General features: G+C 63.2%; 22 protein-coding genes and 1 tRNA gene. 13 read left to right on the top strand and 10 right to left on the bottom strand.

Annotated elements, in window-relative coordinates:
* Positions 1 to 9 precede the first annotated feature (9 nt).
* The 4 genes from V6M39_RS09485 to V6M39_RS09470 are packed head-to-tail and all read right to left on the bottom strand — an operon-like array spanning position 10 to position 3260.
* The gene (locus V6M39_RS09485; RefSeq protein WP_332643577.1) at positions 10 to 1497 is read right to left on the bottom strand and encodes a 2Fe-2S iron-sulfur cluster-binding protein; all 1488 of its coding nucleotides are present in this window, start codon (positions 1495 to 1497) and stop codon (positions 10 to 12) included.
* The gene (locus tag V6M39_RS09480) at positions 1494 to 2474 is read right to left on the bottom strand and encodes an FAD:protein FMN transferase (protein ID WP_332643576.1); all 981 of its coding nucleotides are present in this window, start codon (positions 2472 to 2474) and stop codon (positions 1494 to 1496) included. Before V6M39_RS09480 ends, V6M39_RS09485 begins: the two co-directional genes overlap by 4 nt.
* Positions 2471 to 2872 (bottom strand): hypothetical protein, encoded by a 402-nt coding sequence (locus tag V6M39_RS09475; RefSeq protein WP_332643575.1) that lies wholly within the window; start codon positions 2870 to 2872, stop codon positions 2471 to 2473. Before V6M39_RS09475 ends, V6M39_RS09480 begins: the two co-directional genes overlap by 4 nt.
* Entirely contained in the window at positions 2865 to 3260 is a 396-nt protein-coding gene (locus tag V6M39_RS09470) for a hypothetical protein (protein WP_332643574.1), read from the bottom strand. Before V6M39_RS09470 ends, V6M39_RS09475 begins: the two co-directional genes overlap by 8 nt.
* A gap of 124 nt (positions 3261 to 3384) precedes the next feature.
* Here V6M39_RS09470 and V6M39_RS09465 point away from each other — a divergent pair, with 124 nt between their 5' ends.
* Positions 3385 to 4068 carry a response regulator transcription factor gene (locus V6M39_RS09465; protein WP_332643573.1) on the top strand — a complete coding sequence of 228 codons (684 nt, stop codon included), beginning with the start codon at positions 3385 to 3387 and terminating at the stop codon, positions 4066 to 4068.
* A 4-nt stretch (positions 4069 to 4072) separates the two neighbouring features.
* The gene (locus V6M39_RS09460) at positions 4073 to 5476 is read left to right on the top strand and encodes an ATP-binding protein (protein WP_332643572.1); all 1404 of its coding nucleotides are present in this window, start codon (positions 4073 to 4075) and stop codon (positions 5474 to 5476) included.
* Here the strand turns inward: V6M39_RS09460 and V6M39_RS09455 are convergent.
* The gene (locus V6M39_RS09455; RefSeq protein WP_332643571.1) at positions 5473 to 6099 is read right to left on the bottom strand and encodes a nucleoside/nucleotide kinase family protein; all 627 of its coding nucleotides are present in this window, start codon (positions 6097 to 6099) and stop codon (positions 5473 to 5475) included. The genes V6M39_RS09460 and V6M39_RS09455 overlap by 4 nt on opposite strands.
* A gap of 255 nt (positions 6100 to 6354) precedes the next feature.
* Between V6M39_RS09455 and V6M39_RS09450 the strand changes: the two genes are divergently transcribed.
* From V6M39_RS09450 to V6M39_RS09425, 7 genes are all read left to right on the top strand, one after another.
* Positions 6355 to 8133 (top strand): PA domain-containing protein, encoded by a 1779-nt coding sequence (locus V6M39_RS09450; protein ID WP_332643570.1) that lies wholly within the window; start codon positions 6355 to 6357, stop codon positions 8131 to 8133.
* A gap of 127 nt (positions 8134 to 8260) precedes the next feature.
* Positions 8261 to 8347, top strand: a tRNA-Ser gene (locus V6M39_RS09445).
* A 395-nt stretch (positions 8348 to 8742) separates the two neighbouring features.
* Positions 8743 to 9273, top strand: coding sequence for an RNA polymerase sigma factor (locus V6M39_RS09440; protein WP_332643569.1), 531 nt, complete (start codon positions 8743 to 8745; stop codon positions 9271 to 9273).
* Positions 9270 to 9944, top strand: a complete 675-nt coding sequence (locus tag V6M39_RS09435) for a hypothetical protein (protein WP_332643568.1) — start codon at positions 9270 to 9272, stop codon at positions 9942 to 9944. Before V6M39_RS09440 ends, V6M39_RS09435 begins: the two co-directional genes overlap by 4 nt.
* Positions 9931 to 10950 (top strand): ImmA/IrrE family metallo-endopeptidase, encoded by a 1020-nt coding sequence (locus V6M39_RS18080; RefSeq protein WP_442880755.1) that lies wholly within the window; start codon positions 9931 to 9933, stop codon positions 10948 to 10950. The genes V6M39_RS09435 and V6M39_RS18080 overlap by 14 nt, the downstream gene beginning before the upstream one ends.
* 93 nt (positions 10951 to 11043) lie before the next feature.
* Positions 11044 to 11169 (top strand): MJ0042-type zinc finger domain-containing protein, encoded by a 126-nt coding sequence (locus V6M39_RS09430; protein WP_332643567.1) that lies wholly within the window; start codon positions 11044 to 11046, stop codon positions 11167 to 11169.
* Positions 11170 to 11255: 86 nt separating this feature from the next.
* Positions 11256 to 11495, top strand: coding sequence for a DUF2188 domain-containing protein (locus tag V6M39_RS09425; protein ID WP_332643566.1), 240 nt, complete (start codon positions 11256 to 11258; stop codon positions 11493 to 11495).
* 126 nt (positions 11496 to 11621) lie between these two features.
* Here V6M39_RS09425 and V6M39_RS09420 read toward each other — a convergent pair whose 3' ends face one another.
* From V6M39_RS09420 to V6M39_RS09405, 4 genes are all read right to left on the bottom strand, one after another.
* The gene (locus V6M39_RS09420; protein ID WP_332643565.1) at positions 11622 to 12368 is read right to left on the bottom strand and encodes an HIRAN domain-containing protein; all 747 of its coding nucleotides are present in this window, start codon (positions 12366 to 12368) and stop codon (positions 11622 to 11624) included.
* A 181-nt stretch (positions 12369 to 12549) separates the two neighbouring features.
* Positions 12550 to 13290, bottom strand: coding sequence for a DUF2510 domain-containing protein (locus V6M39_RS09415; protein WP_332643564.1), 741 nt, complete (start codon positions 13288 to 13290; stop codon positions 12550 to 12552).
* Positions 13291 to 13477: 187 nt separating this feature from the next.
* Positions 13478 to 14566, bottom strand: a complete 1089-nt coding sequence (locus V6M39_RS09410) for a tyrosine-type recombinase/integrase (protein WP_332643563.1) — start codon at positions 14564 to 14566, stop codon at positions 13478 to 13480.
* Positions 14567 to 14687: 121 nt separating this feature from the next.
* Complete coding sequence (locus V6M39_RS09405; protein WP_332643562.1) at positions 14688 to 14882, bottom strand: helix-turn-helix transcriptional regulator; 195 nt, start codon at positions 14880 to 14882, stop codon at positions 14688 to 14690.
* A gap of 205 nt (positions 14883 to 15087) precedes the next feature.
* Between V6M39_RS09405 and V6M39_RS09400 the strand changes: the two genes are divergently transcribed.
* The 4 genes from V6M39_RS09400 (at position 15088) to V6M39_RS09385 (ending at position 18320) form a co-directional block, all read left to right on the top strand.
* Positions 15088 to 15636 (top strand): hypothetical protein, encoded by a 549-nt coding sequence (locus V6M39_RS09400; protein WP_332643561.1) that lies wholly within the window; start codon positions 15088 to 15090, stop codon positions 15634 to 15636.
* The gene (locus V6M39_RS09395; protein ID WP_332643560.1) at positions 15636 to 16763 is read left to right on the top strand and encodes a DUF5677 domain-containing protein; all 1128 of its coding nucleotides are present in this window, start codon (positions 15636 to 15638) and stop codon (positions 16761 to 16763) included. Before V6M39_RS09400 ends, V6M39_RS09395 begins: the two co-directional genes overlap by 1 nt.
* A gap of 219 nt (positions 16764 to 16982) precedes the next feature.
* Positions 16983 to 17420 carry a hypothetical protein gene (locus tag V6M39_RS09390; protein WP_332643559.1) on the top strand — a complete coding sequence of 146 codons (438 nt, stop codon included), beginning with the start codon at positions 16983 to 16985 and terminating at the stop codon, positions 17418 to 17420.
* A 660-nt stretch (positions 17421 to 18080) separates the two neighbouring features.
* Positions 18081 to 18320, top strand: a complete 240-nt coding sequence (locus V6M39_RS09385) for a hypothetical protein (protein ID WP_332643558.1) — start codon at positions 18081 to 18083, stop codon at positions 18318 to 18320.
* Between the two features lie 140 nt (positions 18321 to 18460).
* On the opposite strand, the gene V6M39_RS09380 is transcribed toward V6M39_RS09385, so the two are convergent.
* Positions 18461 to 19405: a helix-turn-helix domain-containing protein gene (locus tag V6M39_RS09380; protein ID WP_332643557.1), complete on the bottom strand. Its 945-nt coding sequence runs from the start codon at positions 19403 to 19405 to the stop codon at positions 18461 to 18463.
* Positions 19406 to 19546: the final 141 nt, after the last annotated feature.

Genomic DNA, 19546 nt, shown 5'->3' with positions numbered 1-19546 from the left:
CCGCTGCTCTCAGACGTCGAGCACGAGTGATCCTTCGCGGGCTCGCGACACGCAGGGATACATGACTCGGGCTGCATCCTTTTCGGCGTCGTCGCTGACGGAGTCGAGGTGCTCGGCGCTGCCGGCCAACACGCGTACCTCGCACGCGCCGCAGACCCCTTCGCGGCACGACCCGAGGACGGCGATTCCGTCGGCCTCAAGCGCATCGAGGACGCTCTCGTCGGCTCTGACTGTCACCTCTCTACCAGCGCGAGCGCACGTGATGGCGATCGGTGTGGCTGGCATACCGACGCGTTCCAGCGCGACAAAGCGCTCGAGGTGCATCTGAGTCTGGGGGGCGCGGTCGGCCACCGCCTGCATGAGCGACTCCGGACCGCACGCGTAGACCTCCGAGCTGGTGCCGGTGACCACTGCACTCGGTGACAACCGGGATCCTTCGTCGCTCGCGTGCACCACGACCCGACCCGGGTACGCGCGTTCGAGTTCGTCGACAAACGGCATGCTGCGGCGGCTGTGGCCCGCGTAGTGCAGGATCCAGGCTCGATGGGCAGGTAGTGACTCGATCATCGACTTGATCGGACTGATCCCGATGCCGCCGGCGACGAACAGGTATGACGCCGCAGGGACGAGATCGAAATGGTTCAGCGGACCTGAGACCTGCACAGTCTCACCGATGGCCAGATTCGCGTGCAGCCATCCGCCGCCTCCGGTCGGATCCGGCGTGCGGCGTACAGCGATCTCGTATGCCGATCGGTTGGCTGGGTCGCCGCACAGCGAGTACTGCTTTTGTCCGACCGGAAGGTGAAGGGTGAGATGCGCACCGGGCTGCCAGGATGGGAGCGGAGCACCGTCGAGGGCGGACAGTCGCACGCCCAGCGCTCCTTCGGCGAGAGGGGTGAGGGCCGTGACGACCATGGTGCGCGTCGGCCGCTCGCGGTGGGCGTTTGCGCTCGCGGTCAGGGTTTCGACCCGCTCGTTGACGACGAGCCGCAGAACCACGGCGAGGACGGCGGTCGCGATCAGTGTGATCGCAAGGACGGTGTACCAGATCGAGCCCACGTCAGTGCCGATCATTCCTGCGTGGATTGCCACCACTCCGAGCAGGAGGTAGCTCAGGAGGTGGACTGCTCGCCAGAACTTGGCGGGCAGCTTGTGCATGACCATCGAGGTGGCCTGAATTGCAATGAAGACGTACAGGCCGATCACTCCGATGGCAGTCGCGACCGGCTTGAAGTCGGTGGCGAATGGCACCAGGACCTCGGCGATCCGGAACTTCAGCCACCCGTCGAGCATCAGCGAAATCACGTGCAACCCGACCATCAGGATCGACAGGCCGCTGAGGTATCGGTGCAGGTCGTGCAACCAGCCCGGGTTGTCGATGTGCCGCAGGGCGCGCGTCGCGAGCAGCACTCCCCAGAGCACTGACACGGTCATCAGGATCCACGCCACCATGGCGGAGGCGCGGGTGATGTACCACCAGATATGCGGATCGTTCACCGGTATTGCTCCCAGTTCGTTGATTCATGGATCGTGCCGTCGCTGTCGATCAAGAGACCGGCGGCCCCCATCGTCGGCAGCCAGGTCATGTAGTCGTTCGGATCGAGGAGGAACCCTGGCTTGGTGAGCACCTCGGCCCAATCGCCGGTTTCTGCAATGACCGAGACGGTCTGGATCGCGGTCCGAGCACTGTGGTTGGTTGCCGGATCGATGAGGTGGTGGGTCGGGACTCCATTGACCTGGAACGTGCGCTTTCGAACGCTGGAGGTCACCAGCGCACCCTCGATGAGTCGTACGACGTCGCAGTGGGGATTGGCCGAGCTGGATTGCCTTGTGACAAAGGGGTTCTCGATGCCGAGGCGCCACGCATCACCGTCCGGTGCGCGACCCGCCACAACGACATCGCCGCTGACACTCGCCATGGCTCCCTCGGCTCCACCGGCGATCGCCAGCTGGCACAGGAGATCTCCGGCCAGGCCCTTGCCGATACCGCCTGCATCGAGCGTGGTGCCGCGAGGGAGGGTAACGGTTTGCCCATCGATGTGGATGCCGGTGACGTCACCTGGTGCGGCCGCGGAGTCAGGAAGGACGGTGCGGCGCGTCGGGTCCAGCATGGAGCAGACGTAGCCCGCAGCGAGCACGGCTGGCAAAAGGGTGGGGTCGAAGGCGCCGCCGGTGAGCGTGTACCCGTCGATCATCGAACGGATGAGCTGGATCGTGAGGTCGTCGACCTCGACCGGCGCCCCTTCGGCATGATTCAGACGCATCAGGTCACTCGTCGGAGTGAACCTGCTCCACAGTGAGTCGCAGCGGTGTGCCAGATCGAAGGCCGCGTCGAGCAGGGCAGGAGTTCCACCCACGACTGTGACGGAGGTGTGGCCGCCCATCACAGCCTCGGTCCTCGTCAACACGGGCCAGGTCGAGGGATGCTCGAGAACAACTGACGTAGCTGCCCCGACCTCGACGGGCTGGGTCATGAACCACCGGACGATGCGTCGACCGGCGCCGGTGTGGACGCCCTCTTTGGGGCCGGTCGGGGAGCAGACCTCGGTGCGGCCGCACGAGGTGCTGGAACGTACACCCGTGCCGCGGCTGCTAGTTGTTGGGCCCGCGCGGCCGCCGCCTTCTTGGCGGCTGCTCTGGCCTTGGCGGCGGCCTTTCGCTCAGCTGCGTCGGTAATGGCGACGATCTGGCCCGCGAGCCGAACGTCACTTCGTGCCGCCGCTTCGCGTGCCACTGCCTGCCGGGTGAGCTCTTGCTGGGCGGCTTCCGCCGATGCGCCGGCGATGTGGAGACCCGAGACCATGCTCGCGAACGCGAGCGCTGTCACGGTTCCGGTGATGACCTTGGCGGTGCGGGCTGGGCGCCTAGTCATCGTCCTCGCCGTCTTCTTCGTCCTCTTCGTCCTCATGTTCGTCTTCGTGTTCGTCGTCGTCCTCGTCGTGGCCGTCGTCCTCGGTGGTCCGGGGCTTCGGTGCCGTATGTGGCTTCGGGTTGGCGGGTGCGGGAGCGGCGGCCCGCGGCACCACGGTCAGGGGCAGGTCGGTCGTCTCAGGCGTCACGTCTTCCGTGGCTGTGTCTGACGGCGTCGACGCTCGCTCGGGCAGGGTTGGCGTGAGATCCGCCCCCGGCGCCAGGACGGATGACGCACCGTCATTCGGCGAGCTTGGCGACCCGAACGTATCGGCGTTGACGGCCATGGCAGCCGTACCAGCACTGAGGACACCGATGACGGTGAGGACGGTAACTCCGCGATTTCTCATGGGAATAACGCTAGGCCGCGGTCGGTCAAGACTGGGGCGAGGAATTTCCTAGGTTTGTCCAAGATCCCCACCGCCGAATCTTCGGGGCGCCAGGCGTGACCCGGTGGAGGGTCACACTGACGGTGTGCGAGTACTGGTTGTGGAGGACGATGCCTCAGTGGCATCAGGCATCGTTGACGGCCTCACAGCCGGCCGGTTCGACACGCTCCACGTGGAGACAGGCGCTGCAGGCCTTGCCGCCGTGACCGAGTTCGCGCCCGACGTTGTGTTGCTCGATCTCGGCCTCCCAGACATGGAGGGCACCGATCTGTGCCGTCTGATCCGGACCATGTCCAATGTGCCGATCATCGTGGTGAGTGCCCGAAGTGAGGAGATCGATCGGGTCATCGCGCTGGAGATGGGCGCGGACGACTATCTGGTCAAGCCGTTCGGCATGCGCGAGCTGGTCGCCAGAATCCGTGCGGTCACGCGGCGAGCCAGCGCCAGCGATTTGACCGCGAATGGGCGTGGAGCGACGGAGCTCCGAGTGGGTGCACTGCACATCGACCTGCGCGCCCATCGCGTGGACATGAACGGCTGCGAGGTCCATCTGACTCCCAAGGAGTTCGACCTGCTCAGCTACCTCGCCACCGACTCCGGGGCGGCACACCGACGGGGCGACATCTTCCGCGACGTGTGGGGCACCGGTTGGTACGGGACGACGAAGACCGTGGACGCCCACGTCGCTGCCATCCGCAAAAAGCTCGGCGACCCCGCTTGGATCGAATCAGTCCGCGGAGTTGGTTTTCGGTTGAGCGAACCGCGATGATCCCGTGACCCGGCGCTTCATGGCGGCCTTCATGGCGGTTGGGCTGCTTGTCCTGCTCGTACAGGATGTTCCGCTGGCGAGATACTTGAAGCAGGTCGAGACCGACCGCATCATGACGAGCCTCCAACGCGACGCGTTCGTGCTCGCTGGGCGCAGCGAGGAAGCTCTCCACTCAGCGAGTACCGACGATGACGACCCCATGATCGAGCTCGCACAGGCGTACCGGAGCGAGGGAGGCGCACGAGTCGTCATTGTGGACGCGACAGGTTCTGCGGTCGTCGTCAGCGACGACGATCAATCGTCGGTCGGAACGGCATACGGTTCGCGACCGGAGATCGCACGAGCGCTGACGGGTGCCGTGGCGACGGGGAGTCGGTATTCCAAGACGCTGCAGATGGATTTGCTCTATGTAACGGTGCCGGTCATCAGCGGCGGGGACATCCTCGGCGCCGTGCGGCTGACCTATCCGCAGGATGTCGTGGACTCCGCCGTGAATTCCCAACTGAGACGTCTCGCGATTGTCGCCCTCACGTCGGTCCTGATCGCGGGCATCGTGGCGTACGTACTGGCTCGGAGCGTGACCCGACCTCTGGGCGCCTTGCGGCTGGCCACCGTCGCGCTGGCGGGCGGTGACCTGACGGTACGAGCCGACGAGGGAGTCGGAGCGCCGGAGATCCGCTCGTTGTCGACCTCCTTCAACCAGATGGCTGTGCAGCTCGACACTCTCCTGGCTCAGCAACGTACGTTCGCGGCGGATGCGTCGCACCAGCTGCGGACTCCGTTGACCGCCCTCCGACTGCGCCTGGAGCGGGCTCGTGAGCTGCTTGACACCGACCCGACTGGCGCCGAGAAACGTCTCGACGCGGCCGACCTCGAGGCCCAGCGCCTCGCCACTCTCGTCGACGGCTTGCTGCTGCTCAGTCACATGGACGCGGGAGAGGCCGAACGCAAAGCCGTGGACCTCGCCGATGTGGCACAGGGACGTGTCGACGCCTGGCAGCCACTCGCAGCCGAGCTGGGTCTGGTCGTCACCATCGACGCACCGTCTCCGACACCCGTCCTGGCTGCGCCGACCGCTGCTGAGCAGATCATCGACAACTACATCGACAACGCGATGTCGGCGAGCAAGGCCGGTGACACGATCCATGTCGCGGTGATTCGCGACAACGCCACGTCTGTCGTGCGGGTTGTCGACCAGGGACCTGGTTTGTCTCCTGAGGATTGCGAGCGAGCCTTCGTCCGATTTTGGCGCGCCGAGTCGGAGTCGACGGGTACGGGACTCGGCTTGGCCATTGTGGCGCGGCTGGCCGAGGCGAGTGGGGCACGGGTAAAGCTCGAGCGTTCTCCGGCCGGCGGCCTCGTCGCGTCGGCCGCCTTTGAGACGGCACCACCGCCAGCCGACGTCTAAGCGCCGTCGACCACCAAGTCCGCCGAGCCCTGCTGGGCGATGATCCGGCGCGCGTTTGGCTCGTCGACCCGGTCGACCCACGCCCGCGCTTCGTCCTCGGACTTGCCGAACTCGATGTGTCGCCGCACGAGGCGCTCATGTCGTAGGTCGTCGGCGACGTCGACGAACCACACTTCGTCGAGCGCTTCACGGACCTGCGTCCACGACTGGTCGAGCAGGTAGTTGCCCTCAGTCACGACGAGGACGTCATCGGGTCGGACGGTGATCGCGCCGGCGATCGGCTGCTCGAGAGTGCGCTCGAAGTCGGGGGCATAGACGTCGTACGTCAACTCGGTCTTGAGTCGCCGGAGCAGCGCGAGGTAGCCGCCGCGGTCGAACGTCTCGATTGCGCCCTTCGCCGCGAGAGTCCCGTGGTCGGCGAGGGTGACGTCAGCGAGGTGGAAGCCATCCATCGGAACGTGAGCCACGCCAATCCCACCTTCGCGGAGCCGGCGTACGAGCGATTCGGCAAGTGTCGTCTTTCCGGCGCCTGGGGCCCCGGTGATACCGAGGATCGCCCGTTCGTCAGAACGTACGAGTGCCATCGCGCGGGTCGTGAGCTCATCCATCAGCGTGGCGTCCACAGACGTATCCTGCCCTGCTAGCCCGAGCCGCGGGGATGCGCTGGGAGTCGAGGCCCGCCGCACTCTAGTCAAAACTCTCAGGGAGATCTAAGGTGACGCCAATACCGTGCGCGCCCGGATCGGGCACGCATCTCAACGATTTCCGCCCACAAGGCGGACCTATCGGGAGGATCGAAAATGCGTCAGCAATCGAAGCGTGGCTTGACCTGCTTAGCGGTCGTTGTGGCCCTGTCCACGGCAATTGGTGGTTCGGCGATGGCCCACCCAGAGGCACAGACGGACGGCGCCGTCGAGAAACATGATCATCGGGACGCGCATCAGCACGGCGAGTCCGCGGGCCATCTACCCGCGAGCCAGACTGACAACATCGATCTGGTCAGCAAGCTCAAGCTCAAGAACGCCGTGCCGGAGAAGATCGCCGATGTCGGCGTTCTCGGCGACTATGCCTATCTGGCCGCATGGGGCGTGACCACGTGCAAGTACAACGGCGTACACGTGGTTGACATCTCTGACGTGGAGAATCCCGACGAGGTCGCGTTCATTCAGTCCAAGGAAGGTAGCTATCCCGGCGAAGGCATTCAGGCGGTTTCGATCAGCACCCCCAAGTTCAACGGCGACATCTTGGTGTCCAACAACGAAAAGTGCAAGGACAAGGTTGGCTTCGGCGGTCTGAACCTGTACGACGTCACCAATCCTGAGCACCCGACGCCGCTAGCCGAAGGCATTGGCGACTCCACAGTCAATGGGATGGGCAAGAAGCAAGCCAACGACATCCACAGTGTCTTTGCATGGGACGCGGGCAACAAGGCCTACGCCGTCATCGTGGACAACGAGGAGGGCACCGATGTCGACATCATGGACATCACCAACCCGAGGAAGCCGTTCCTGACCGCGGAGTACGATCTGGACGAGTTGTTCCCGCAGATCACGCAGGCCGCGCCTGACAATCTGGTCGAGATCTTCCTTCACGACATGATCGTCAAGGAAATTGATGGCAAGCAGGTCATGCTGCTCTCCTACTGGGATGCCGGCTACGTCAAGGTCGACATGACCGACGTGAAGAACCCGGTCTACCTCGGTGACACCGACTTCACCGACCCAGATCCCGAGGCTGCGGAGAGCGGGTTCACCGTGCCGGCAGAGGGCAACGGTCACCAGGCTGAGTTCACCAACGACAACAAGTATGTGGTGGGCGCCGACGAGGACTTCGCTCCGTTTGCACTCAACGCGAAGAACGTGACCGACGACACCGACATCGATGCCAGTCAGGGTGACGGCACGACCAAGCTTGAGCCCGGTGACACCATCACTGGCGAGTCGAAGTTTGTGGGCCGGGCCTGCAATGCCGATACAGCTGTGCCAGCTGGCGACGGCACGCAGGTCGCGGTGGTGGAACGCGGTGTTTGTGCCTTCACCGAAAAGGTGACCAACGTGATCGCGGCGGGCGGGTACGAGGCCATCCTCGTATTCAACCGGACAGCATCCGACGCCTGCGAGATCCCGCTTGGCATGAGCGTGGAGGGTGACATTCCGACCTTCGGGGTGGCGCCTCGGTCGCAGGGCTACGCCATCTTCGATCAGCCGTATAGCGAGGCCGATTGCCTGGCCGGTGACGGCAGTCAGCTGTCCCCGATGACGGTGGGCGAGGTGGGCGACGAAGTCACCTTCTCGTCCTACTTCGACGGCTGGGGCTATGTCCATCTGTTTGACAACTCCGACGGCAAGATGACGGAGCTCGACACCTACGCGATCCCGGAGGCGCACGACCCGGCCTTCGCGGAGGGCTTTGGCGATCTGTCGGTGCACGAGGTCGCGACCTCGAAGCAGGTGGACAACCGGTTGTACTTCTCGTACTACTCGGGTGGCTTCCGCGTAGCCGAGATTGAGGACGACAAGATCGTTGAGAAGGGTCACTACATCGCAGAAGACGGCAACAACTTCTGGGGTGTGCAGGTGTTCGAGCGGGGCGGCCAGGAGTACGTGGCGGCCAGCGATCGTGACAACGGTCTCTGGATCTTCAAGTACAACGGCTGAACCCAGCGAAGTCGACCATGCCCCGGATCTGCCAGGGGCATGGTCGACTTTCGTCTGTCGCCCTTGGAAATTGGCCGGTGCGGACGCGATTGGGAGGCCACCCACCCCGTCCGGTAACCTCGTCCGCGGTGGCGTGTCCGAGCGGCCGAAGGTGCAACACTCGAAATGTTGTGTGGGTTCACGCCCACCGTGGGTTCAAATCCCACCGCCACCGCAGCATGAAGACCCCCGATTTTCACTGGTATTCCAGCGAAAGCGGGGGTCTTCACTTTTGCACAATGTCCGTTTTGGGCACATTTTGGGCACACTTTTCTCACGATCCAACAAATTCCGGCGGCCTAAACGTGATCTGGAGAGTCTCGATCTAAGCTCGTCGCAGCCCTCAACCGACTCGTCGAGGCGACCATTTGGGTCTCGCCCTATCGCCCAGAATGTGGCGAAACGTTTTCGCGGGTACGACAAAGGGGTTCCGATCGGGAGTACCGTCCTAACTCCCACTAGTCCTGCCTCGACTGCTTAATAGCGCAGGTCTTCGCGGCTTGGGCCCCCTGACGAGAGGTTGCGCGGCGTGAGAAGCGCTGGATCGCTCAACCAGAGCGGTCGGTACGTATGAGTGCCGATCCGCCTGACTGGGCTGCGCTCTACTTGTCCCACCGTGACGCGATGTATCGAGTTGCGGCCAGTGTCTTGAGGGGGTTCGGAATCGCTGACCAAGCAGACGATGTAGTTCAGGATGCCATGGTGTCTCTCATGGGATCTCCGCCGAGCGAGGTGAATAACTGGGAGGCGATGATGGTATCTGCCGCCAAGAATCGCGCACTCGACCGGGTCGGATCCGCTGCTGTTCGCCACGCCGGCCCTGAGCTCGACCCCCACCGCCTTGGCGGCGAGGCCCCGGACATCGCGGACGACGTTGCCGAGAGTCTTGACCGGCAACGCCTCGCCGCCAAGGCTTGGGATCACTTGGGAATTTTGGACGATCGCCACCGGAAGGTTGCGTGGGAGTACATCGCGCTGGGTCGTGACCGGACGGAGGTCGCGGCTGAGCTCGGCGTCTCGCCAGCTCGCGTGAGTCAGATGGCCAAGAAAGCGGCGGAAGATTTAAGAGAAGCATTCAGGCGAGAGGGGGAGAATCTATGAATGGTGAAGCGGACGACACATTTGGTGAGGCTTTGGAAGCGCGACTGCGCGGGACAGAAATGCATGTTCGATCTGGGCCTTCAGAGCCCGCCCCGTCTGAACTCGACTCCCTGCTTAACGTCGCGGATCTGTTGTGGGAGACGGCCCACGGTGCGCCTCCAATCGCGTCCGATCCGACTGCGGCGATGCTTGGCCTCGTGCCAGATCCGAAGTATGCGCTCTACTCCAGGGCACTCAAGAGGTTGAGGTCCAATGCCCAGATGAAACCGAGCCAGCTGGCTAGTCAACTCAGGGAACGCGGGTGGCGGCTTGAGACCCGCGACGTGGTGCGTTGGGAAAGTAGACCATCTGCGGACGTGTCACCAGCTTTGATCAGGGCAATCGCGGCTGCTCTTGGCGCTGAACCGGACGAGCTCACATCCAGTGCTTCAGGCGCGACGATTGGAGTTTCACTCACCGGGCTGACTGCGTCTCCGAAATTCGCACGCTTGGCCGCTCGCTGGGCAGCGATTCAGGGCATCTCGATCCCGATGGCCAGGTCCGCGCTTGAATCGCGCGTCGTCGCCACCGTTCACCGAGGAGAGTGGCCCGACGACGACCAACTTTTGCAGTCGCTGGAGGTTTTGGTCGACTCGGTTGAAGAGTCACGTGGCTGGAATGACGACACTTGATGAATGCGCAGAACTTGCGCTCGCGATCGTCGACCCGGGGACTCGGGAACATTTCGCTTTGGATCCGCTGACCGCCCTTCGCGACGAGCTGCACATTGTTGCCAAGCCTGCGGAGCACCTTGTGGCGCTGAGGTCAGGCGGGGGGGCGTGCGACGGAACTTCGTTTCTCGACGACGGCGTGATCCTGTACGCCCCGAGCCTCAACAGCAGGCGGCAGAACTTCACGCTAGGTCACGAACTGGGCCACTGGCTGGTCGAGCAGCTCGACGATGTCCTCGACTGGATCGCGGACCAGCGAGACCCCAGTGCAGTAGTCGAATCCGTATGCGACCGGATAGCTCAAAGATTGTTGCTACCTGAGGAACTTATCGACTCGGTCGTCGGCAATGGACCAGTGAGAGCTAGGCATGTAGTTGAGCTCTTCGATGCAAGCCTCGCTAGCCACCCGGTGTGCGCGATCGGCCTGGCGCGACGTCTGCCGTGCTTGGGATCGGTCGCGATCATCGACCCTGGTGGGCGTCGAGTGCAGTACGCCAGTGTCGCCACAGACAGTGCCGGCGGATGGCCGAGCATCTTCCCATGGCCTGGGCATGACGTACCTGCCGGGCATCCAACGCTGACCATTGTGCCTGGTACGGAGGTGACGCGTCGCTCCTTCTGGCGAACGCCGTGGGGCGACCAACAGGACTACTACATCGATGCGGTCCGCTTTGGTCATCGCGTTGCTGCAGTTCTTGCCGAGCACGACTTGTGGGGTGCTGAGCGGCTACACCTCGATACAGGTAGCAGCGTGGACGACCGCCCCGAAACCGAGCATTTCTGTTGCGGCGAGCGACAGACCGCCCGGGGCTACCCATGCGGCGACTGCGGCGGACCCTACTGTCGAATCTGCAAGCTGTGCCCGTGCCAGCGATCCGCCGCAGCCGAGCAGCTCTGCGCCGGCACGTGCTTTATGAAGTTCCGCCCGAACCTCCTTGAGAATGGTCTCTGCGAAGAATGCCGATGATCACACCACTGGCGTGCTAACTCCACGCCGTGCTGCGTCGACTACCTAGTGATAGCCACCAACGACGAGCGTGGCCTACGTCAAGGAGTCCGCATGAAGCGCAACTCGAACGGATACACCGTCACCTGCCCGCACTGCCGCGCCCAGTTCCTGATCGGCGGCTACAGCCCCGGCCTCATCCGATGCGGCTCCTGCGGCAAGCCGTTCAACCTTCGGTAGCCCAAGAGCCGGCAATCGATCTCGCCGCGGCGCTTCCGCGGCGCGCCGTGATCCATCACCGCTCGATCAAACGAAAGGCTTCACCCATGACCCAGCCCAACAAGCGCACTGTGCAGCGTCGCGACGACGGCAATTTCGAAGTCCGCAAGCCTGGGGGCGCCCGAGCCAGCGCCGTCACCCGGACACAGGCCGAGGGGATCGACCGCGCCCGCGAGATCCTCCGAGGCGATGGTGGAGGCGAGCTCGCTGTCCGTGCGCTCGACGGCCAGATTCGCCAGCAGGACACCATCAAGCCCGGGAACGACCCCCGCTCGAGTAAGGGCTGAGACACCACACCGCCCTCTCATCCCCAAGACCGAATCGTTCAAGACTCGAGGACAAGGACTCCGATGTGCTGACCGCTGCCGCGAAGTCGATCGTGCGGTTCACCCGAGCGCCTGTCGCGGGACCTGTCAGCGGGTCAGGTGGTCGTAGAGCGCCCTTTCGCATACGAGCACGTGTGGCCTAGTGCCGTCGGAGCCCGGGCCCGAGCCACGGACGGTGACGGCGATGAGGTCGTTACCGGCATCGAGCAACGCTGCGAGGCGGCGAGCCTGTCCCTTCGGCACATACCCCGCGGGCCGTCGGCCGGTCTCGGGGTAGACGGCAATGGCGTTTGCATCGTGGACGTTGCTCGGCTCGCGGACCAGGCGAACCGGAGTGCCGGGGGTGAACTGGCCCGCCTTGACGGCCGCTTGGTGGTATGACGTGCCAGCTACAGCGAACGAATGAAGTCCCGCTCGGTAGGCCGTCCGTGACCTGGGATTAACCCAGCCCAACGAGGTGACGACGAGCAACCTGTCGCGCTCGCGCTCCAGGCGAGCCTTAGGCAATCCGGAGGCTCCAGGTGCCAGGGCACGTGCCTCGGTCTCGGGGTCCATGTACTCCGCCCTGGCGACAATCCCGACGCTGCGCGCACGGGCGGCGCTTTCAGCACGAGTGCGTGTTTTCTGAGGACCGCGCTTCTCCAGGTGGATCACAATTCCGCGGATCTCGGCGTTGGATCGGCCTTGCCTCTGGTAGGCACTGAGACGCCCGTGCCAGTCGTCAACGGGCATCCAAGATGGACCTGTCTCGATGCTGAAAGAGGCGCTCTTAGCCGGCGCGGCGTGGGAATCGACGTTGCCGACGTCAGGGCGCTTGCGGCGAAAGAATCCCATCGCGCCAGCCTGCCACCGAGGAACCTCCAGAGGCGGTGAAACGGCCAATTGGCGGTGGTCGCGTGCGCGGAGCGAGTGTCTGATCCCGCAAGAGGTCTCAAGGTCTCGAGGGTTGCCCCCACACGGCTAGCGCGAGGTGGCCAATGTCCGCCCGCCCGTCGCAGCCAGTTTCAGGGGCGGCTCAGAGCTCACTCACCTCGGGTATCAGGATCGTCACGCGGGCACGCACCATCCCGGCGCCGTCATCCTTGGCCCAAATCCGGGCGACACCGGTTACGAGATGTCCACTGCCGGCGATCCGTGCAAGCGCCACCGCATACTGCTCAGCTAGCTCTGCTGGAAGGTGGCCGACTTGGTGTCCATCGATGACGACCGCGACTGCGTTAGCGTCGTGTGGGTTCCATGGCTCGGGGATTAGCACGCACTCGCTGTCGTTGACCTCAATTCCTGCAGTAGGAATCGGGAGGCCGCGTCCCCGAAACACTTTCTTGATACCTGCGACGTGATACGTCTCGCCGACAACCTCGACTTGCTCGTCGAGTGGATCTCGGAGCGGCTCGAGTCTCAGCTCTGCCAGCATCTGAGCTATAGAAGGAGTGGTGCCCTGGTGGCTACCGCGGCTCCGACTGAATGAGGCGGACTCATTGAGCTTGGCCTTGAGAATCGCGTTCGTGTCGGCACGAAGGGCAAGGCGCTCGGCCTTCGCTTCAGCGCGCTCCTGCTTGTCGCCGACTAGTTCCCGTATGAACCTGCTGCGCTGCTTCCGCCCAGGCGTCGCTTCCTCTCCTTCCGGCTCGGTGCTCGGATCGCGCGGGGCGAATTGCTCTGTCCACTGGATGCCGTCCCACCAGCGCCAGCGGCCAGCGTTGTTCGGATCGACGTACCACTGGGGAGGAGGAGGCTCGCTACTTTGGCCTGACACGCTGTCGAGCGTATGCGGGATCAAGGGGGCACGTCCCCAAGATGTCTATCTAAATATCGTCGTCTCTCAACTTCTCGTGTGGCCGTCAGCGGTCGCCATAGCCTTCGCGCTTCACCAACGACGTCACGATTTTGGGGCCCGCCGCCGCTGATGTGTCAACCCGCTGGGTTCATGGGAGGACGTGAGCTCAGGAAAGAGCACGGAGGGCCGCTTCGTTCATCGCTTCCGCCACTGCGTCGAGGTCGTCTTCGAAGAGGTCGGCGTAGACGTCGAGGGTCATGGCGGCGGATTTGTGGCCCAGCATGCGCTGGACAGCCTTCGCGTTCGCGCCCGATGAGATCGCGAGTGATGCGGCGGTGTGGCGGAGGTCGTGTGGGGTGACGCGCGGGATGCTGGCGCGGCGGACGGCGCCGGCGAACCAGCCGCCGGATGAGCCATCGGTCCGTGTTCGTCGCCGGAGCTCACCGTCAGGTCCCGGGAAGAGGAGCGCCTCGGGTGACTTTCCGACGCAGGCCTTCTCGAAGAGGGGGTCGAGCATCTGGATGTACGGCACCGATCGGCGCTCGTGGTTCTTGGGTGTGCCGATGTGGATCTCGGTGCCGACCTCGACGGCGTTGCGCTCGATCGAGAGGCGACGTCGCGAGGTGTCGACGTCGCGTACGCGAAGCGCGATCATCTCGCCCCACCGGATGCCGGTATAGGCGAGGACCAGGACGACGCCGCACGAGTCGCCGGCCTCCTGGGCAAGGCGGTCGACCTGTCGGTGGTTGAGGTAGATGCGGCCCCGCATAACCTTGCGCTTTGTCTTCACACCCTTGGCCGGGTTGGCGATGATGCGCCGGTCATCGACGGCGTCATCGAGGATGGACGACAGCACCCCGTATGCACGCTTGACCGTGGTCGCCGAACGATCGGCGCCGAGCGCAGCGACCCAGTCTTGGATCGTCGTACGGCTGATGTCGCTGACTCGCACGTCATGCCAGCGAGGCGCGACGTGAACGCGCCATCCGATTTCGACCGCCTTCAACGACGACGGCTTGAGGTGCGCACTCTGTCGGACCAGCCAACCCGGCCCGAGCTCGCCTACCGTCGCTTGGCCGGCTTGGTGCGAGATGAACTCGCCGCGATTCTTCTGCACCTCGACTGAGGCCGCGAACTGTTCGGCATCGCGCTTGGTCCTGAACCCACGCTTCTTGGTCTGGGTGCGCTCCGGCGTGCGATAGCGAACTTGGTACCGCTTGCCGCTCGACGTTTCGTACGACTCGATCGTCGCCACAGCAGATCACCTCCCTTCTGCACCTCCGGGACTACCGCTTCGAGCGCATGTCGCGCCATAGGAGGTGGGCAAGTTGTGGAGAAGGTAGGCGGCACGCACCCTGTGGATCGTTGACCTGGATTCACGTTCGGACTCGTCGCTGAGCGTCGAGCCACGACCCAACGTCGGTCAGCGAGTACCGCACCCGCGTGCCGACCTTCACGTACTCCGGCCCAGTCCCGAGGTAGCGCATCTGCGCCAGCTGTCCGATGCTCACCGAGAGCAACTCGGCGAGGTCTTCCGGGGGGACGAGCCGCTCCATCACCTGATCAGTCATCTTCATCCTCCGCATTCGTAGGCATCACACCCAACAAGGGCAATTGGAATGCCGTGAGTGGCGGGGGAACGTTCAAGAATCGGGGGAACGTTTAGGGAACTTCGACGTCGGGGAACTACCTGCACTTTGGACGATCGGCGAGCGATACCCGCTGACCACGAATTCCTCGTATGGGTCCGTCGGTAGCTCCGAGTAACTTCGACGCATGAACACAGTCATCGCGATTGCCGCGGCGGTCGCTTCCCTCGTTTCCGGAATCTTTGTCTGGCTGCAGGTGCAAGAGATGCGCCGCCAGACCCGTTTGCAGCAGGAAATCTACGAAGCTGCGGCGCAGCCTTATGTATGGGCTGACATCAGAGTTTCTGAGGACGGCGGATGGAGCTTGATGTTTGTCCTCGGCAACTCCGGGCAAACGATCGCCCAGAACGTCCGAGTCATGATCGACCCCTACCTGCCGTACGAGGAGCGCGACGCTGAATTCATAGAACGCCTTCGTCCCAAATTGGAGCGCGGACACTCCTCTCTAGCTCCCAACCACCAAATAGCCTGGCCCCTCGGAGGCTCACCCGACATCGTTAACGCAGACGGCCCCCGGTCCCACTCCGTTCGAATCGACTACGAGGGCCCTTTCGGGCCCGTCACCACGGCAGAGTTCGTCATCAATCTTGATGACATACGAGAGGCCGCGGCCCGACATTTCGGAACTCTGCACGAGATTCGAGAAGCTGTGGATCGCCTCGCTTCGAAGAGTTGATGGGAAAGGTAGACGTGAGACAGCGTCCGAAACGCCACGAGTTCGACACGAAGATCTCAGTTGTCATCTCCGAAGCGATTGAACGATCAGGACTCGACATCGATACCCAGCCCGAACTTGTCGAGCAGGTTGTTGGCAAAGCAATCGACAGGGGTTCCAAGAACGCGTCCGACGTCGTGGTCCGAAGCTTGTTCAAGGCTGCTCCGCGCATGTTGCGCCGCCGACGGCGTGACGAAAGGAAATGGCGCCGACAGATTCGCAAGTACTGGGGCGAGGCATTCAACATTTACCGGATGCTTTTGGTTGCGTGCCATGAGGTGGGCGAGGCCTTCGATTTCGACCATCGACCTCCTGACACGGAACCATTCCCACCGCTCGCGAACGCGATGTTGGGTCTGCAGGCGCGAGCCGTTCAGGTTGCTTTGGACGTCCTGACCCTGCTCGAGAATGGTTTGGGTCAGGGCGCGCTCGGGCGCGCTCGGACACTCCATGAAATTGCTGTCGCAGCCTGCGTGCTGTCCGAGCAGCGAAGCCCAGGAACGAATCCCGACTTGGCAGAACGATTCCTCGACCATCAGATCGTGAGCACGCGCAAGGACGCGCGGCAGTACCAAGACAACGCCGATGCGATCGGCTACGAGAAGTTCACTGACGATGAGATGAAAGAGTTCGAGGACAGCTTCGAACGTGTCAAAACCAAATACGGATCTGAGTTTTGCAAAGACAACGGCTGGGCGGCAGTTCTGAACGGTGGCTCAGCGCCGACGTTTCGTCGGCTCGAAGAACTCGCGAGCATGTCGCACTTGAGGTCGCACTACGCGTGGGCGAGCCATGAGGTTCACGCCGACTCAAAGGGCTGGCAGCAGAACATCGGCGAGTGGGACGGGGTTCTCTACAGGTCGACCGGCGGAACGCTGAGCGGCCTGGCCGATCCTGCGCACATGGCCGCTATCGCGCTCAATAACGTAACGCTGAGCCTGATCATGTGCACGGACGAAGGTCCAGACACGGAATCACTGATTGTAATGCGAGTCCTCACGCAACTCGTGGATCGAGTCGGAGACGCGTCCATCGAGGCTCACCGACGAGTCGAAGCTCTTGGAGGCTCAAGCGTGCACGACGGATAGGCAAGGGTGCGTCTTCTCACGCCGGATCCGCCACGTTCCCCTCGCGCCATTTCGTCAGCAATCCGGGAATGCATGAGGTGTGTGACGAAATTCTTTGGACGAGGTGTCGTCTCGGGCAGGAGAACTCGACCTTAGTTGTCAGGAGGTCTTCTGATGAGCGATGACAAGGGATCGAGTGAGCCGAGCAAGCCTCGGTTGTGTGAGCGGTGTGGTTCGCGGATGCCGCCGCAGAAGAGGGGGCGGCCGCGGCGTTGGTGCTCCCAGCAGTGCAGGCAGTCGGCATACGAGGAACGTCACGGTCTGGAGAGCTGGAAGGACAAGCAGCCAAAGGTGAGCAATCTGTCGGACGTTGTCGAGGTGATGTCGGAACGTGGCGCACGTCGAGATGCCGCACGCCGACGGTCGACGTCCGATCGTCGCGGAGCCCACACGCCAAACGATTGCCTTTTTGCCGTCGGCGAGGATCTGATTTCGATGACGATGGTCGTCGAGCGGGTGACCGACATGGTGCGCGACTACGGTGTGGTCAACACGTTCGAGGGTCGGCTCCTTGCTGGTCGAGTAGCGGAACTCGTGAACACCGTTCTCGAGCGATGCGCGGCGGTGGTGCCGGTGGAGGCGTGTCCTGGGATCAACCCATCAACACCCGAAAGCTGAAGTGGGCGGGTCCCAAATACATGCTCGCCGGGCTCATAACCCAGAGGTCACAGGTTCAAATCCTGTCCCCGCTACCAAAGAAGGCCCGGACCAATAGGTCCGGGCCTTCTGCAATGTTGGAAGGCGAATGCGCGCCAGTCAGCGTGTCGTCAATGTCGACGCGGCGGGCGCGTTGGGTCTTCGAGGAGCGAGTCATGCGACCTGGGATTGGGACGTCGTCGTACTCGCCACTCGAGCCTGACCTAGGGTCGTCCTGTGACTGTGAACGTTCTTCATCCCCAACAGGCTCGTGGCGTCCTCCTCTTCGGACCCGGGGCGGGCGGTTCGCCGCATCGTTATCAGCGGCTCTTGGATGCCGCGTGTGAGGCGGGGTTCGTTGTTGCTGCGCCCGTGCATGACCGATTCGATGGTCGATCCGTCACTGACGAACAGATGCGCGACCGTGCCTTCGGTCTTCAGGCTGCGCTTGGCGAGGTCGGGCGTTCGGACCTGCCCGTCATTGCAGCAGGGCATTCTGCTGGTGGGTGGGCTGCGCTCTGTTTGGCAGGCGCCCAGCCTTGGGGGCAAGACCGTCGCCAAATTGAGGTCCCATTCGAGACGCGCGTCGCCCGAGTGGTGATGCTCGCTCCAACCCTCGGCTGGTTTCGGGAGCCCAGCGCGTTGGAGCGCGTCGATGTCCCTCTCGTTGCGATGGTCGGCGAGTTGGACAGGGTGACACCCCCGGCCGAACTAGATCTCCTGAGAGCTGGACCGGGTCTCGTCGACGAGCGAAGGTACGAGGGCGTCGGGCATCTTGACTTCATGTCTGAGCTCCCTCCTGGAGTTGTGCCGACCGACGGCCTCGATCACATCCGGTTTCTCGACGAGCTTGAACGTGACTTTGTCGCTGCTCTTGGATAGGGGAGCTCGTCGGACTTGGAACGGAGGCGCATTGGGAGCCGCCTGGTCCGTTTCTTGTCGCAGTGAGTGATCGTGCCAAGTCTGGCGTCTCGAACCCGCTACCAACAGGGCCGAACCAACAGGTCTGGGTCTTCGTTGTGTCAATGGCTCGCGCTTCGGACTTCGCTAGGCGATAGGCCGAATCGGCGACGGAATGTGCGACTGAATACGGCTGGATCGACGATTCCGTATCTGGCGCTGACTTGGGCAATGGTCAGGTGAGCAAGGTCTGGGTTCTGCAGATCCGCGAAGCAACGGGTGAGTCTTTGCTCGCGTAGCCAGGCCCCAAACGAGGAGTCAGTCAGTGCGAAGATGCGGTGGAGCTGGCGCACTGAGATTCCGTGAATTTCCGACACGATGGTTGGACTGAGGGATGGGGAGCTGATCTGGCTCCTCGCGAAGGTTTTCATTCGTGCAGCTAGCTCCAGAGGATCGATCGTGTCGGCAAACTCGGCTGCCGGACGCAGGCTTGCTCCGAGAAGTTCGACAGCCATCGCCCCATAGGCGATTCGGTCAGCGTCCGAGACAGTCTCATCGAGACGGCTCAGGTTGAGAAGGTAGTTGGCTACGAGTTGGTCTGAACGTGAGCCGGAGCCGAACACGCGGGCTGTGTCTCGTCGCCCGTCGACGCCGGTGCGAGTGAGAGCATCGCGTGGAATGTGGAACACGAGATGGTCGAACCCGTCCCCTTGAAAGTCAACTGTGTACGGTCGAGCGCTGTCGAAGAGGGCGAATTCTCCCGCTCCGAGGCTCACTTCGCGGCCATCTTGGGATCCGAACGTGTGGCCACGTAGCTGGAGGGCAACCAGGAATCGGTCCTCGCGGGAGGTCGCCAGGTTGTTTCGCGTGCGAGCGGCTGTCATGGGGTCAGTGACGATGCGAGTAGCGCGGAGCGGACCGAACTGGCGGGTTCGGATTGCTCCGCGAATGGGTCCGTCGATGTTGGGTGTGATGTCCAGCTCGACGAATGTCCGACACATGGCTGCGCGCCAGAATTCGTTGCGATCGCGGGCTGCGACGCGGCTCGTCGACACCGTCTCGTCCATCCGCGAAATGTAGGACGCGGTGCCCGTGCTCGGCAATAGCGCACTTGATCTTTAGCGCCAAGGTGATTTGCCATCTGTGCCAAGGTGGCGGCCCACGGGCATCGCGTCCGTACGTTCCACTCAAGCAATTTCGAATGGAAT

This window comes from Aeromicrobium sp. (assembly GCF_036675695.1).
GTDB lineage: Bacteria > Actinomycetota > Actinomycetes > Propionibacteriales > Nocardioidaceae > Aeromicrobium.
This window is presented reverse-complemented; position numbering and strand designations above follow the sequence as displayed.

Coding starts and splice junctions, on each gene's coding strand:
- V6M39_RS09380 (WP_332643557.1), bottom strand. CDS start 19,405: ATGGACGAGACGGTGTCGACGAGCCGCGTCGCAGCCCGCGATCGCAAC.
- V6M39_RS09480 (WP_332643576.1), bottom strand. CDS start 2,474: ATGACCCAGCCCGTCGAGGTCGGGGCAGCTACGTCAGTTGTTCTCGAG.
- V6M39_RS09430 (WP_332643567.1), top strand. CDS start 11,044: ATGAAGCGCAACTCGAACGGATACACCGTCACCTGCCCGCACTGCCGC.
- V6M39_RS09420 (WP_332643565.1), bottom strand. CDS start 12,368: ATGGGATTCTTTCGCCGCAAGCGCCCTGACGTCGGCAACGTCGATTCC.
- V6M39_RS18080 (WP_442880755.1), top strand. CDS start 9,931: ATGACGACACTTGATGAATGCGCAGAACTTGCGCTCGCGATCGTCGAC.
- V6M39_RS09390 (WP_332643559.1), top strand. CDS start 16,983: ATGCCGCCGCAGAAGAGGGGGCGGCCGCGGCGTTGGTGCTCCCAGCAG.
- V6M39_RS09395 (WP_332643560.1), top strand. CDS start 15,636: ATGGGAAAGGTAGACGTGAGACAGCGTCCGAAACGCCACGAGTTCGAC.
- V6M39_RS09450 (WP_332643570.1), top strand. CDS start 6,355: ATGGCCCACCCAGAGGCACAGACGGACGGCGCCGTCGAGAAACATGAT.
- V6M39_RS09435 (WP_332643568.1), top strand. CDS start 9,270: ATGAATGGTGAAGCGGACGACACATTTGGTGAGGCTTTGGAAGCGCGA.
- V6M39_RS09405 (WP_332643562.1), bottom strand. CDS start 14,882: ATGACTGATCAGGTGATGGAGCGGCTCGTCCCCCCGGAAGACCTCGCC.
- V6M39_RS09400 (WP_332643561.1), top strand. CDS start 15,088: ATGAACACAGTCATCGCGATTGCCGCGGCGGTCGCTTCCCTCGTTTCC.
- V6M39_RS09440 (WP_332643569.1), top strand. CDS start 8,743: ATGAGTGCCGATCCGCCTGACTGGGCTGCGCTCTACTTGTCCCACCGT.
- V6M39_RS09470 (WP_332643574.1), bottom strand. CDS start 3,260: ATGAGAAATCGCGGAGTTACCGTCCTCACCGTCATCGGTGTCCTCAGT.
- V6M39_RS09475 (WP_332643575.1), bottom strand. CDS start 2,872: ATGACTAGGCGCCCAGCCCGCACCGCCAAGGTCATCACCGGAACCGTG.
- V6M39_RS09425 (WP_332643566.1), top strand. CDS start 11,256: ATGACCCAGCCCAACAAGCGCACTGTGCAGCGTCGCGACGACGGCAAT.